Genomic DNA, 14,763 nt, shown 5'->3' on the forward strand with positions numbered 1-14,763 from the left:
TCCATGATCATTGGAATCATCATCCTAAGCGTGATTTATGTTATCTTATATCAAAATATCATCGGAGGATGCCTTCTGGCATCCTTATTTGTTTTGGTGTTATTTTCCTGGTGGAACGTGCGGAGGAAGACATCAAAGCTTAAGATTGAAGTGTCTCTTGACCGGAAAGCGGCTTCAAGGAAGGAAGAGATTCATTTAAAGGGAATCTTTGAAGGAATCCGGTGTCTGGATGCCGCAGAGTGCGAGGTGACTTACCAGGTGCGCTACTGGCTCATGGGCCGGAAAAAAGTCATAAAGGAGAGATTTGAGTATTCCGGGAAGGAGTCAGAGGGCTTTTTGATCCCGCTTAAATTTGACCACTGTGACGAGGTGCACATAACGGTAGCTAAAATAAAAATGCGGGATATGACGGGCCTGTTTTGGGCAGATAAATTTGTAAAAGTCAAAGCCGGGGTGCTTATCATGCCGGATGCGTATCCGCTGGGCCGGATGTCAGATCAGTCGGTGGAGGCAAAGACCATGGACCCGTATGAGTATGACGGCCTCAAGGAATACCGGCCCGGAGACAAAGGCTCCAGGATTCACTGGAAACTGCTCGCGGGAAAAAATCTGCTGATGGTGAAGGACACGGAGGAAGAAAGGGAAGAAAAGCTCTTAATTTTTCTAAGTCTTCCGGAGCGGGGAGAGGCATATGATGATTTTTTTGCTGTATTTTTCTCTGTCTCAAAGTTTTTTTTAGAGCAGGGAATGCCTCAGACAATTTACTGGGGGACAAAGGAATACTACCTGGAACGGTATCAGCAGTATGAAGAATTGTTTGGGGAGATGTTTGCCTCAGACTTCGACGGAAACTTTGAAAACAGGGAGTATGAGGGAATTCATATTTATATGAGAGAGACAGAGCCTGACCTGATTTATGTCGAAACAGAATCGGAGACGAATACAGTTGACAGGAGCGGGCTGGAACAGGGAATCTATGATCTGGAATTATTTTAAATCAGACTGCAAGGGGTCTTTTTATATGAAGGAAAAAATTCAACCATATATGAAATATATATTTCTGAGCATGATATTTCTTGGCTTGACAGACAGTGTGTTTGTCGGGTTTTTTACGAGAGCCTTTCAATATTATCTGCTTTGTGCCGGTGTGGCGATCCTGACAGTGCTCTGCGTTTTGTTAGAAAGGTATCCGAAAGCCGTCTTTGGCGCAGTCGGCTTTGCGGTAGCGGCTGCATTTTTTTTAAGGAGCGCTCTTGCCAATGGATTTCAGGTGATCAGCAACCGGATGGCCGATGCAGTAAATCAAGTGTTTGATATGGGATTTTATTATTACGTGGATATCCGGCCTGAGTATACGCGGCGGGACAGTATCCTCTTTATCCTGCTTTTATTCCTGCTGGGCAGTGTGGTATTTCATTATCTGACGAAGAAGACGAAGATCTTTGCGGCAGTGGTATCTGCCGTCGAAGCCTGTCTGCTGATCCTGACTCCGTACTCTATCACGGGACCGTTTCTGCTGTTTTTATGCGGATTGACTGGCTATGTCCTTTGGACACGCAAAAAGACATTCAGCGCATCGGTCATATCCGTATGCCTTCTTCTGGGGGCTGTCGCAGTATCCGGAACTGCCGGAGAGCCTGCAGAAAGCAATCCGGTGAAGGAGACGGCACTGGAACTTGTAAGGACGCTGTCACAGGGCAAAGATTATCAGGTGGCAGGAGGGATCGGAAGCGGCGATATCGGAAAGATCGGTTCCGTGGCGCCCAGGGGAACGAAGCTGTTTCAAGTAAAGCTTTCAAAACCGGAGACGCTGTATCTGAAGGGATTCACAAGCGGTGTTTATGAAAAAGGAATGTGGAAAAAGGAAAAGAAAGACGCAAAGGTGATTCTGGGAGAGAACAGCCTGGATCTGCCCTACCAGTTTTTTGATCTGAAGATTCCTGAGCTCAGCCTTGAACTTTTAGATACCGGTCTTCAGAAAAAAACGGAAAATGCAGAGATCCGCTATCAGAAATTTACGGATGAATATTATCTTTGGCCTTATTTCAGCAGTATTTCTCCGGAAAAGGGGAGATACTACGGAGATTACAATATAAAAAGGAACGGAAAGAGGGAAAAGGAAACGCTTACATACTATCCTGTATCCTTAGACAATATCCTGAAGGCAGACGGGAGGATCACCGATGCCCTTCTGGACGGACAGACCGGGGATGTAACTTTGGAAAGGGAATATTTTGAGGCGATGGATTCCTACAATCAATATGTCAGGAGCCAATATTTGAAGGTTCCCGGAGATTTAAAGAAGAAGCTTACAAAGAAATTTCCGGAACTGCTGCAGGTGGTCTCCATGAGGAAAAAGACCGGGATGATTCAGACACTTTTGAGAGAGAACTATCAGTATACAAGCGACTCCGGAACTACCCCGGAGGGGAAAGATCCCATCTGGTATTTTCTGAATGAGAATAAAAAAGGCTACTGTACGCAGTATGCCTCCGCTGCGGTCATGATGTTCCGTTCTGCGGGGATTCCTTCCAGATATGTGGAGGGATATCGGATTGATGAAAGGAAGTTTAAGAGGGATCATACGGCCCAGGTTACGGATTTTTATGCTCACGCATGGCCCGAAATATACGTAGAGAATGTGGGGTGGGTTCCGGTGGAAGTGACCAATACCCGGAATCTGCTGTCCGAACAGGATCAGACAGAGAGGGATGCATCATACACAGAACACGGGAAGGATTCCTTTTTGAAAAAAAATCTGGTTCTTCAGAGCCTGGCTGCACTGCTCTTATCTTTTTTCGTAATTGTTACAATTGTTAAGATTACGGCAGAAATTATCCGGTACAGAAACTGGAGAAAGAGCACGAACAAGGAGAAAGTCATAGTTTATCAAAATTTAATAAATTCTTTGACAGAAGGCAAGAAGCTGGACGAAAAATATGTCCTGACTCTCGAAAAAGTGCGTAAAATCTCGGAAAAAGGCAGATTCAGCCAGCATGAAATCACTGACGAAGAACTAAGATATGTGAAGAGATTTGTCGATATATTAAAGAAAAAAATATAATTGTTACACAAATGTTAAAAAACTCTTGACAGTTTTATTACATATAAGCTACAATAGCAACAGTGAAAGAAATACATGAAACATTATTGTAGTATTTGTATTGATTGATTAGGAGAACACATGAAACGTTTGGTAGTAAAAGCAATGGTAGTCATAATGCTCACTGTAGTGGGATGTTCAGCGATCGGCGGAACAAGAGAGACAGAAGCTGCTTCCAATAAAGGGCAGAAAGTTGTGAATTATGCAAAACGCTTTGTCGGTAATAAATATAGATATGGCGGAACCAGTTTGACGAGAGGAGCCGACTGTTCCGGATATGTAATGTCTGTTTACAGAAAATTCGGAAAAAGACTTCCGCACTCTTCTTACGGAATGAGAAAAGTAGGAAAGAAAGTAAAAGGCGGAATCAAGAAGGCGAAGCCGGGAGACATCATCTGTTACAGCGGACACGTAGCAATTTATATGGGAAAAAATAAAATTGTCCACGCAAGCAACTCTGCACCGTATCCCAGAGGGGGAATCAAGATCTCCAAGAATGCAAAATACAGAAAGATCGTCGCAGTAAGAAGAATTTTTAAATAAGTATACATAAATATAAAACTGTTGTATTAGTATTTATACTACTGATACAGCAGTTTTTTTGTTTCGCCCTTGATCCGTGTGTGATCATTGCACTTTTATACCTTGTATGGTAAAATTAATTAATATATATATGGACAGAGTTGGTGCCGGGATAAGAATTTTTATTCCTGTCCAATGTGGAAAGCAGTAACAAAGGCGGTGCTGTGGATGGAGAAGATAAGGCGTGAGGTCCAGGAAGCCCTGGAGATGATTCCAGGCGGAGTGTGTGTGTATTTGTATAAAGAAGGTCGGATTTATCCGGTGTTCCGCAACTCCTCATTCTATGAAACATTAGGCTGTTTTGAGGAGTATACCGGGGAAATAAGCCGGGAGACGGCATTTCAGGGAATACACAGGGAAGACCTTCCGGAAGTGAAGGAAAAAGTAAACAGATTATTGCGTAAGGGCACGGCATTATCACATACCTGCCGTATTTTTAATGACAATCAGGGAAGATACCGGTGGGTCCATATCGATGGGTCCGCAGAGCACGGTGAAGATGGCAGCGTGCTCTTTTATGCTGTTTACAGAGATGTGAGTGAACAGATACAGCTGAAAGAGGAATTGGTCCGTTCCAATGAACAGATGCAGGATATTATAAATTTGATTCCCGGAGGCGTGGCGATCTACAAAGTATCTGATTTCTTTGAGACCGTATATTTTTCGGACGGTGTATCGGAGTTATCCGGATATTCAGCTTTAGAATACAGGGAGCTGATCAAAAGGGACGCTGTTGAGATGACCTGCCGTGAAGACAGAGAAATGATCATCTCCAAGGCAGGGGAAGTGGTTCAGACAAAAGGAACTTCAGAATTTGAATTCCGCAAAAAGCACCGGAATGGGCAGATTGTCTGGGTCCATGTACAAATGAAGTGGATTGGAGAAGAAGATGGGTGCCCGCTTGTGCTCTGTGTATTTCATAATATTACCGATCTTAAAGAAGCTCAGCTGGAGAAGGAACATCTGATTAACTCTATACCGGGAGGGATTGCCAGCTATCGGGTGGAAGGGGAACGATTCATACCCGAGTTTTATTCTGACGGTGTGATGATGATTTCAGGCCATACACGGATGGAATTTGAAGCAATGGTCCGGCGCAATGCATTTGATGTTATTTATGAGCCAGACAGGAAGAGAGTGCTGGAAGCCGCAAAAACTGCTCTTATAAGCGGGGAAGTGCTGGACGTCTCATATCGGATGTATCATAAAGATGGAAATCTGATCTGGATTCATTTAAATGGCCGGCGCATGGGGCCTTTGGCGGAGAAGATGAGATTTTATGCCGTGTTTACCGGAATGTCTGCTGAGGCCAGGCTGTTTCAGGAGATTGCTAATGAAACGGCCGACGGCATCTATGTGATTGACAGATCGAACTTTGAACTGCTCTATGCAAATGAATCTTTAAATCTTTTTATGGAAAAAAAGGAATGTACCGGTCAAAAATGTTTTAAAGTCCTCCACGGTAAAGACAGTCCTTGTGAATACTGCAACATTATACAATATGAACCCGGAAGCGAAGAACATGAGATAAAGATTCCCGGCTCAGACAGGGTGTACAGCGCCCGCTGCCACAAAACAGTTTGGAATGGAATTCCCGCCTATGTGCAGTATGTTAAGGATATCACACAGACGGTGAGAGAGCAGGAGAGGATCAGGAATCAGTATAAAGACCTGCTTCTGAAGCATTACCGGACTCCCGGTCCCGATGCACTGGTCGTGGGGCACTGCAATGTCACGAAGAGCAGGATTCTCGATATTTTAGATTATACCGGTTCGGATCTGATGGAAACCTTCAGTGACGACAGAGAATGTTTTTTTATGGGCCTTTCAAGTCTGGTGACGGATGAGAAAGAACGGAAAACATTCCGGGAGACATTTTTAAATGAGCCGTCTCTAAAGGCCTTTGAGCGGGGAGACTTAGAGCGGAAGCTTGAGTGCTTTGTCCGCCTGCCGAAGGATCAGAGGGGCAGATATGTACAATTTAATATGAATATGGTAGCAGCGCCTGACAGCGGAGATATCACAGGGATTCTGACGGTAACGGATATCACCGAGCGGAAGATTTCGGATCTGATCCTCAGGCAGCTGTCAGTGACAGGATGTGATTTTGTTGTCGATGTTGATCTGACCGCAGACCGTTATAAATTGCTTTCCTGCAGTGAGAATGCATTCTGTGTTCCGCCGCATAGGGGCAGACATTCCGAATGGACCGCCTATATGCTGCGGTCAAGGGTTGTCCCAAGAGACCGGGAGCAGTATAAGAACGGGCTGGAACCGGAAAAAATGATGAGCAGGCTTCAAAAAGACGGGCCGTATACATTTGCCTTTTGCATCTCGGATGATAAAGGGGATATCAGAACAAAAAACATGACAGTTTCAGCCGTCGATCTGAGACTTGGCAGGGTCTGCCTGTCCAGAAGCGATATCACAGACTCCATCCGGGAGCAGCAGGGACTGCTCCATATGATTGCGTATACATTTGAATTGGCTGCGTTCATTAATTTAAGCAGCAGAAGCCTGACATTATATACGAGGGAGAGCGTACTTGACAATTTACAGCCCCATTATGTAGAAAACTACGACAGGACAATTCTTAAATTTGTTGAGCACCACGGTACTTCAGAACATAAGGAAGAAGCACGGACACAGTTTAGGATTGAGACAATGACGGAGCGCCTCAGAGAGAAGCCTAACGGTTATGATTTTCTGTTCTCCTATGAAGGAGATAACGGGGAACGTTTTAAGCAGATCAATGTCCTGTGGGGAGACGTAAATCATAGGACACTCTGCCTGGTGAGGGCGGATGTGACGGAAATGCTGACTGCGGAGAGACAGGCGAAAAAACGGTTGGAACATGCGCTCGCATCGGCAGAAGAAGCCAATAAAGCAAAGAGTGATTTTCTCTCTGCTATGAGCCATGATATCCGGACCCCTATGAATGCGATTATGGGGATGACAACACTGGCATCCGCCTATCTTGGTGACGATGAACGGGTGGCCGGATATCTGGATAAGATAGAAGTGTCTTCAAGGCACCTGCTCAGCCTGATCAACGATATTCTGGATATGAGCAAAATTGAGAGGGCACAGATCACTTTGAATCTCTCGAAGGTATCTATTCCTAAACTGTTGGATCAGCTTTCTGTTATGATTTTATCTCAGGCAGAGGAAGCAGGCCTTACACTTAGCATACGGGCGGAAGGGGTGAATCATGAAGATTTTTATGGAGATCCTCTCCGCATCAATCAGATCCTTATTAATTTGCTGAGCAATGCTGTAAAATTTACAAATAAGGGAGGCATGGTGGAACTGCTGGCAGAAGAAGTTGAAACAGAAGGATCAGCCGGGCGTGTGAGTTACCATTTTACGGTCAGAGATACAGGGATCGGCATGCCGGAGGAGTTTGTTTCCAAAATCTTCGAGCCGTTCAGCCGCAGCGGAAATGCGGCGCATATTGAGGGGACAGGGCTTGGTCTCAGCATTACAAAAGGACTGATTGATCTGATGGGTGGAAAAATTTCTGTGGAAAGCTGGATCAATGAGGGATCTGTTTTTAGAGTGGAATTAGAGTTTGACCGGGCACAGGCAGAAAACAGTTCTTATATAAAGAATGCAGAGCCGTCATTCAGCCTTTCTTCCGGGAAAAGGGCATTTTCCGGCTGCTGTTTTCTGGTGGCCGAGGATAACGCCATTAATGCAGAAATACTTTGTGAACTGCTTGGACTTTGCGGAGCAGAAACTGTGCTCATGACGGATGGAGCTAAGGCGGTAAAGGCATTTCAGGATACAGAGCCGGAAACATATGATGCCATTCTCATGGACATCCAGATGCCTAAGATGAACGGATATGATGCCGCCCGCGCTATCAGAGGAATGGAGCGGGAGGATGCGGAGGAGATACCGATTATTGCCATGACGGCCAATGCTTTTAATGAGGATGTTCAGAACGCATTTCAGGCGGGGATGAATGCCCATATAGCAAAACCTATCGATTTAAATGTACTTATGAACACACTGCAGAAGGTTTTGGATGAATCAGGAAAGGAACTGGAAACTTCCGGAGAACAGAAACGGAGGAAATGAAAAGAAGAGTATTGGCGGTCATATTAAGCATAGCATGTTTGACTTCTATATTTACAGGGTGCAGTTTAAAGAAAAGCAATGAGAGCAAAAAGAAGACAGTAGTGACACTTGTCTATAATCAAAAGTTAAATAATTTTGAAAAATATGTGGAAAGTAAACTTCCTGATGTAGATCTGCAGTGGGAACATATGGCTTCCAGTCCGCTGAGCACTACGATCAAACGGCGGTTAAAAGCCGGACATGGCCCGGATTTGGTTGTCTCCACCCAGCCGGCAGATGAGGAGAGCTCAGCGGATGTGCTTCCTCTGGACGGATATGAATTCAGTGACCGTTATGAGAGCACTATGCTGAAAAATCTGACAGTAAATGAAAGGCTTTATTACCTGCCTATGCCGGGACAGTATAATTGCTATGTGATCAATAAGACCTTATTTGAGGAAGCAGGTCTTAGTCTGCCAAAAAATAATCGGGAGCTAGTATCGGATCTTGAATAATTCCGTAAGAAAAAGATTGGCCTGTCTGATACCGGACACGTTTTTGGCATTAGAGAAATGACAAATGAAAATATCGGAACCTTTCTTGCGGGCTGTATAACACCTGAGTTTTTGGGGAATGCAAAAGGGGTAAAGTGGCTGGCCGCCTATGAAAAAAAGGAAGGGAAGATGACGGGTACATGGGAAAAAGCATTTTCTTTGTTTGAACAGTTACAGAAAAAGGATCTGATGAACCTGGAGCCTCTGCGCAAGCAGGGCAACTTGATCAACAATACAATCTATATGGGCAGAGGGAAAATGATCGCAGCCTATGGAAGTTCGGCATTTCTTGAAGAGTGCCGGCAGATGAATGAAAAAGAAGTGAAAGCGGGGACTAGTAAAAAGTATGAATATGTAATGCTCCCTTTCCTGGGAGAAAAGAAAACAAAGAATTGGACGCTGACGCTTCCGGCAGGCTATGTTGGACTTAATTCAGCTCTGAAAAAGGAGGGTAATGAAGAAAAGATGGATGCCTGTCTTAAGGTAATGGATATTATTTCTACTCAAAAAGGGCAGGAAGCGCTCATGAAAGATTTAAGGCTTGATAACTCCTATTTAAAGCAATTTGACAGAAGTGACAGTAAAGCTCCTTCCGGACTTGAGAGCACAGTTAAGGACGGATACGTCTATTATGTAAAATTTCCGGGGAAAGTGGTGGAGTATCTGGGATTGCAGGGAACACAATATCTGAGTGGACAAAAAAGTGTAAAAGATGTTTTGGCGGCTGTGGATGATTACTATCTTAACGGATCAAAGGAGGCTGATCAGGACCTTACGGTTGTGGGTACCTCCCCGAAAGATTTTATTTATCAGAATTATAACACTCGGCTGAAGGAGACGATTCTTGGAAATCTCGTGGCCGACAGTATTGCCGATTATTCTGATGCTCCGATTGCCGTGGCAAATGGAGGGGGAATCCGGGCAAGCTTATACAAAGGCAATATTCTTGGAGATGATCTGAAGGCAGTATGTCCTTTTGATAACCAGATTCTTGTAGTAAAAATGACAGGTTCAGTGCTCAGGGAGATGCTGGAGCACAGTTTATCCGAAATTGACGGCAGCCGTGGAATTCCGGGAGGAAGATTCCTGCAGGTATCCGGTATCACATTCACTTATGACAGCGCCAAGCCGGTCGGACACAGACTTTTAGATGCAAAGCTGAAGGATGGGACAAACATCGAGAACAAGAAAGACTATACTGTGGCGATCACAGATTATATGGCAGGTTCCAAAGGATATTTAGAGGGCAACGGCGACGGATATACGATGCTCAATCTTTTCAGTGAAAAAGACCCGAAAGCAAAAGGTGTTACGCCGGTAAAACAAAATGTGGGTACTTACCGTGATGCTATGCAAAATTTTATTCAGAAACATGCGGATGCTTTGGAAGCTGTCAAAGCCGAGGGGCGTATTACAGACATCAATGACGATTAGGGAGGAAGTTTATGGCCAAAAAATCAAGCAGGCATATGGGAAGCAGTGCGCCGGCGTTCATTTTGATATTAATCTGTGCTTTCCTGATGTTCTTTATGCTGCAAAAATTCCAGAGCCGGACAGATGACACTGTTTCCAGTATCAGCAAAGCTTATCTGAGTGAGCTGAGCAGTCAGACGGTAGGTCATTTGAAGACGAGTCTGGACAGCCAGTTTGCCCAGATCGTCACGACTGTGGACAGTATCAATGAAGCTGACCTGAAAGACTTGAATTCGCTGCAGCGGTTTTTGAAAAAACAGATGAAGAACAATCGATTTTCCTATGTGGCCGTGCTGGACAGCGATGGTATGTGCTATACTCCTGATGATGTTTACTCAGCCATATCAAAGATCAACTCTTTAGATACGCTTTTAAGCGGAAAGGGAAGATTAATTTCTTCCAATGAAACGATTCTTGGAGACGACATGATCTTACTTGGAACTCCGGTTTCTGATATTAAATTCAGAGGGAAGCAGATTACCGCGGTTTTGGTCGGAATGGATACCCATATACTCAGTGAAAAACTGGTTCTTCACAAGGACAATACGAATTCTTATGCTGATGTCATATCGAAAAAGGGTGCATTTGTTATGCGTTCCGCCAAGGGAGCTTAGACCCGGGCAGGTGTGAATTATTTTGGAATGCTGGAGAACAGGGCCGTTCTTGACAAGGGATTCTCTCTCAAAAAAATGCAGGATCAGATTTCCGGCCGCAGAGAGGGAATGGCAGCGCTTTCGATTGACGGAGTACATGAATATGTCTATTACGGTCCTATTCCGGAAACCGAATGGACGGTATGCGTGACGATGCGTTCCGGAGGGGTAGATTCACAGATTGAATCTCTCAGTGGGTTTATGTCCCGCAGTACAGTGGCGGCTGTATTGTTTATAACGGCTCTCATTATGGGCTTTTCTCTGGTGTACATTCATCTGATCCGGCGCAACGCAGAGCTTCTGGCAGCAGAGAAAAACAGGGCGGAGGAGGCATTTAAACATGCGGAAAAGGCAAATCTGGCAAAGAGCGAATTCCTCTCAAGAATGTCTCATGAGATCAGGACACCAATGAATGGCATTATCGGCATGACGCTGATTGCCGGGCAAAATCTTCAAAATTCGGCGAAGATCAGCGACTGTCTGAAAAAGATCAGCCTTTCCTCAAAACATCTCCTGGCACTTATCAATGATGTTTTGGATATGTCAAAGATTGAAAGCGGTAAGATTGAGATCAAAAACGAAGTATTCGACTTTAAGGTTTTCATTGAATCTTTGACGACGGTTTACTATGCTCAGGCCGTGTCCAAAAAATTGAATTTTGACACGATTCTGATTGGAGAAGTGCGGGAAGAATTGATAGGAGATTCTTTGAGATTGAATCAGATTATTACAAATCTGCTTTCCAATGCTATTAAGTTTACACCGGAGGGCGGGAATGTGACGCTCAGAATTCAGGAATTAAGAGAAGAAGATGAGCTGGTTTGGTTCAGATTTCAGGTAGAGGACACCGGATGCGGCGTAGCACCGGAAAATATGGAAAAAATATTCAATGCTTTTGAACAGGAAACATCAGATGTGGCACAGAAATATGGAGGCACGGGTCTGGGACTGTCTATTTCCAGGCGTTTTGCCTCATTGATGGGCGGCAGTCTGATATTGAACAGTGAAGTTGGAAAAGGCAGTGTTTTTACGGCAGATATCCCATTTCAGATTTCAGAGAAGAAAAAAGCTCCGGCCGTTGATTATGGAAAACTGAGAGTTCTGGTCGCAGACGATGATATGGTCACTTGTGAGCATGTCTCACTGCTCCTTAACAATATGGGGATTCGTTCTGCATGGACGGATAATGGATATGATGCCGTATCACGTGTAGAACAGGCTCATAATAAAGGCGAGGATTTTGATGTGTGTTTTGTGGATTGGAAAATGCCGGGCTTGGATGGGCTGGAGACTACACGCCGTATACAAAACATTGTAGGAAATGAATGCACGTCTGTCGTACTGATCACTGCCTATGATCCGGGGGAGATTGAAGAGGCGGCGAAGGAAGCGGGAGCAGTCGGGGTTATCAGCAAACCTTTATTTGAAACGACGCTGTCGCAGGCATTTGAGTCGATAAGAATGACAGATCCGGCCAATCCGCCGCAGTCTAAGAGAGAAGCGCGGCACGACTTTACAGGCAGACATATATTAATTGCAGAAGATAATGAAATAAACAGGGAGATCGCGGTGGAACTGGTTGCCATGTCCGGTGCAGAAGTAACTGCAGTTGAGAACGGGGAAGAAGCACTGAACATCTTTAACGCTTCAGATCCGGGATTTTTTGATCTGATTCTTATGGATATACAGATGCCTGTCCTTGACGGTTATGAAGCTGCCCGCAAGATTCGTTCCCTGGAACGGCCGGACGCAGGGACTGTGCCAATCTTTGCTATGACGGCAAATGCGTTTGCTGAAGATATGGAGAAAAGCAGGCAGAGTGGTATGGATGACCATATCAATAAGCCGATCGATTTGAATGAATTGTTTGACAAGATGGCCAGCAGGCTTTCCTAAATATTGGGGAAACTTGACAGTGGAATGAGGAACGATTATAATTTTCAGTAATGAATGAACAGGAAAAGAAAAGGAGATATACATGAAAATAAGTCCAAAAGTCCGGGAATTTTTGTGCCTGACCGCACATCCAGAGGGCTGCCAAAAAAACGTTGAGAATCAGATTACATATGTAAAGAAGCACAGTGAAGTTAAGAACGGGCCAAAGAAAGTCCTGATCATCGGAGCGTCCACCGGATACGGACTGGCATCAAGGATCAACGCGGCATTCGGATGCGGTGCTGCTACGATCGGCGTCATGTTTGAGAGACAGGCTGCAGGAAAGAGGACTGCTACGGCGGGCTGGTATAATACAGCTGCATTTGAGCATGCGGCAGCCAATGAGGATCTGTATGCCAAGACAGTCAACGGCGATGCATTCTCAAAGGAAGTCAAAGATCAGGTGATCGATCTGATTAAGAAAGATCTGGGAAAAGTCGACGCCGTCATTTACAGTCTGGCCGCACCGAGAAGAACGGCCGAAGACGGCACCGTGTACCAGTCTGTGCTAAAGACGACAGGAGAAGATTTTACAAATAAGAATCTGAATCTGAAAGACAACACGATTGGAGAGAAAACCATCGAGGCTGCCACAGAGGAAGAAGTGGAAGCGACGGTGAAGGTGATGGGCGGAGAGGACTGGAAGGCATGGATTCGGGCCCTCACAGATGCCGATGCCATTGAAGAGGACGCTGTTACATTCGCCTATTCTTATATCGGACCGGAACTCACTTATCCCATTTATTTTGAGGGTACCATCGGCGCTGCAAAGAAACATCTGCACAAGACTGCAGGTGAGATCAGTGAAGAATTTAAAGAAAATGGAATCAGTGCATATATTTCGGTCAACAAGGGTCTCGTCACTCAGGCGAGTTCTGCAATTCCGATCGTTCCCCTGTATATGGCGGTGCTTTACAGTGTCATGAAGGAAAAAGGACTCCACGAAGGATGCATCGAACAGATTACCAGACTGTTCGGAGAAAAGGCTGTGTTTGGACAGGCAGAGACAGACGGTCAGGGGCTGATCCGTCTGGATGACTGGGAGTTAAAGCCGGAAGTACAGGCAGAAGTGGAACGGCGCTGGGAGAAAATCAATACAGAAAATGTCAGGGAGTATGCCGATATTGAGGGATACTGGGAAGACTTTTACCAGATGTTTGGCTTTCATATGGACGGAGTGGATTATGAAAAAGATCTGGACCCTTCCGTGAATATCCCGAGTATACCGGACGCAGAATAATATATGAATGAAGTAATCATTACAAGGCTCGGAAGACATATTGTCAGTGCATGGCTTGAGGACGGAGAATTCGCGGAATTTTCCTCTGAACCGGCTGAGGAAGGCAGTCTGGTCGGAAATATTTACAAGGCCAGGGTGAAGAATATCGTAGGAAATATTCACGGAGCTTTTGTGGAGATCGACGAGGGCAGGCTCTGTTTTTATCCTCTGGACGAACGAAGAAAACCGGGAAAACTCAAAAACGAAGAAGAAATCCTCATTCAGGTAAAAAAAGACGGTACAGATAAGAAGGAGCCGTTAGCCACAGAGAACATTGAACTGACCGGAGAATATCTTGTGCTGTCCTCTGACAAGCCGTTTGTTGGCATATCAGGGAAAATTCGGGACAAAGAAAAAAAAGAAGACTTAAAGAGATTTGTCTCTGCTTTTGTCACCGGGGAGTATGGATTTATTGTGAGAACAGAGGCTGAAAATGCGGATCAAGACAAAATCGGGAGAGAAGCAGCAAGTCTGGCTGAGAGATATGTTCAGATCCGGGAGAAACAGCAGTATATGAAGCCATGCCGGCTTCTGGCCACAAATCAGAGTTTCTCATCCCGTTATGTGTTTGGACTTTCTCCTTCCCGGGCGGAACGTATCATCTCCGACGATGAGGTGATCTTAAGAGAGGCAGAGGAGAATGGATATCAGGTCCGCCGGATGGACAGACAGGATCAGTCTATCGAGAGAGGATACCGGCTTTCTCACGCACTTGAGGCAGTGTTTCATACGAGAGTGTGGCTCAGGTCGGGAGGGTTCCTGATCATCGAGCGCACAGAGGCCATGACAGTGGTCGATGTAAATACAGGAAAGTCGATCGGGCGTGGACAAAAGGAAGGCCATATCATAAAAATCAACCGGGAGGCGGCAAGGGAGACGGCCAGACAGATCAGGCTTCGGAACTTATCCGGGATCATTCTCGTGGATTTTATTGATATGAAAGAAAAAGAAGAAGAGGGCAGGCTCCTCTCCTATATGCAGAAGATGCTGAACCGGGATTCCAAGAAAGCGGTGGCCGTAGACATGACGAAGCTTGGACTAATGGAGATTACGAGAAAAAAGATCAGGAGACCCCTAGAAAAAGAAGATTTTCTGTAAGATTATTGCTTGACATGGAAAAAA

General features: G+C 45.1%; 10 protein-coding genes. All 10 read left to right on the forward strand.

All coding sequences use genetic code 11. The features are described 5' to 3' along the window. Window positions 1–3: 3 nt before the first annotated feature. Complete coding sequence (locus DWV34_RS06980) at window positions 4–996, forward strand: DUF58 domain-containing protein (protein ID WP_006566690.1); 993 nt, start codon at window positions 4–6, stop codon at window positions 994–996. Window positions 997–1,021: 25 nt separating this feature from the next. Continuing rightward, window positions 1,022–3,064: a transglutaminase-like domain-containing protein gene (locus DWV34_RS06985; protein WP_182483081.1), complete on the forward strand. Its 2,043-nt coding sequence runs from the start codon at window positions 1,022–1,024 to the stop codon at window positions 3,062–3,064. A 120-nt stretch (window positions 3,065–3,184) separates the two neighbouring features. Continuing rightward, a complete protein-coding gene (locus tag DWV34_RS06990) occupies window positions 3,185–3,646 on the forward strand; it encodes a C40 family peptidase (RefSeq protein WP_006566692.1) in 462 nt (153 codons plus the stop codon). Window positions 3,647–3,853: 207 nt separating this feature from the next. Next, on the forward strand, window positions 3,854–7,768 hold the full coding sequence (locus tag DWV34_RS06995) for a PAS domain-containing hybrid sensor histidine kinase/response regulator (protein WP_022260779.1): 3,915 nt from the start codon (window positions 3,854–3,856) through the stop codon (window positions 7,766–7,768). Continuing rightward, complete coding sequence (locus DWV34_RS07000) at window positions 7,765–8,262, forward strand: ABC transporter substrate-binding protein (protein WP_006566694.1); 498 nt, start codon at window positions 7,765–7,767, stop codon at window positions 8,260–8,262. Before DWV34_RS06995 ends, DWV34_RS07000 begins: the two co-directional genes overlap by 4 nt. 57 nt (window positions 8,263–8,319) lie before the next feature. Further along, the gene (locus DWV34_RS07005) at window positions 8,320–9,735 is read left to right on the forward strand and encodes a 5'-nucleotidase C-terminal domain-containing protein (protein ID WP_006566695.1); all 1,416 of its coding nucleotides are present in this window, start codon (window positions 8,320–8,322) and stop codon (window positions 9,733–9,735) included. Window positions 9,736–9,746: 11 nt separating this feature from the next. Beyond that, window positions 9,747–10,388, forward strand: coding sequence for a hypothetical protein (locus tag DWV34_RS07010; protein ID WP_006566696.1), 642 nt, complete (start codon window positions 9,747–9,749; stop codon window positions 10,386–10,388). A gap of 12 nt (window positions 10,389–10,400) precedes the next feature. Next, complete coding sequence (locus tag DWV34_RS07015; protein ID WP_009289471.1) at window positions 10,401–12,323, forward strand: response regulator; 1,923 nt, start codon at window positions 10,401–10,403, stop codon at window positions 12,321–12,323. Between the two features lie 82 nt (window positions 12,324–12,405). Beyond that, on the forward strand, window positions 12,406–13,602 hold the full coding sequence (gene fabV / locus DWV34_RS07020; RefSeq protein ID WP_006566698.1) for an enoyl-ACP reductase FabV: 1,197 nt from the start codon (window positions 12,406–12,408) through the stop codon (window positions 13,600–13,602). 3 nt (window positions 13,603–13,605) lie between these two features. After that, on the forward strand, window positions 13,606–14,739 hold the full coding sequence (locus tag DWV34_RS07025) for a ribonuclease E/G (RefSeq protein ID WP_118475818.1): 1,134 nt from the start codon (window positions 13,606–13,608) through the stop codon (window positions 14,737–14,739). Window positions 14,740–14,763: the final 24 nt, after the last annotated feature.

It is taken from the genome of Anaerostipes sp. AF04-45, assembly GCF_003461725.1.
In the GTDB taxonomy this organism is placed as follows: Bacteria; Bacillota; Clostridia; order Lachnospirales; family Lachnospiraceae; genus Anaerostipes; species Anaerostipes caccae.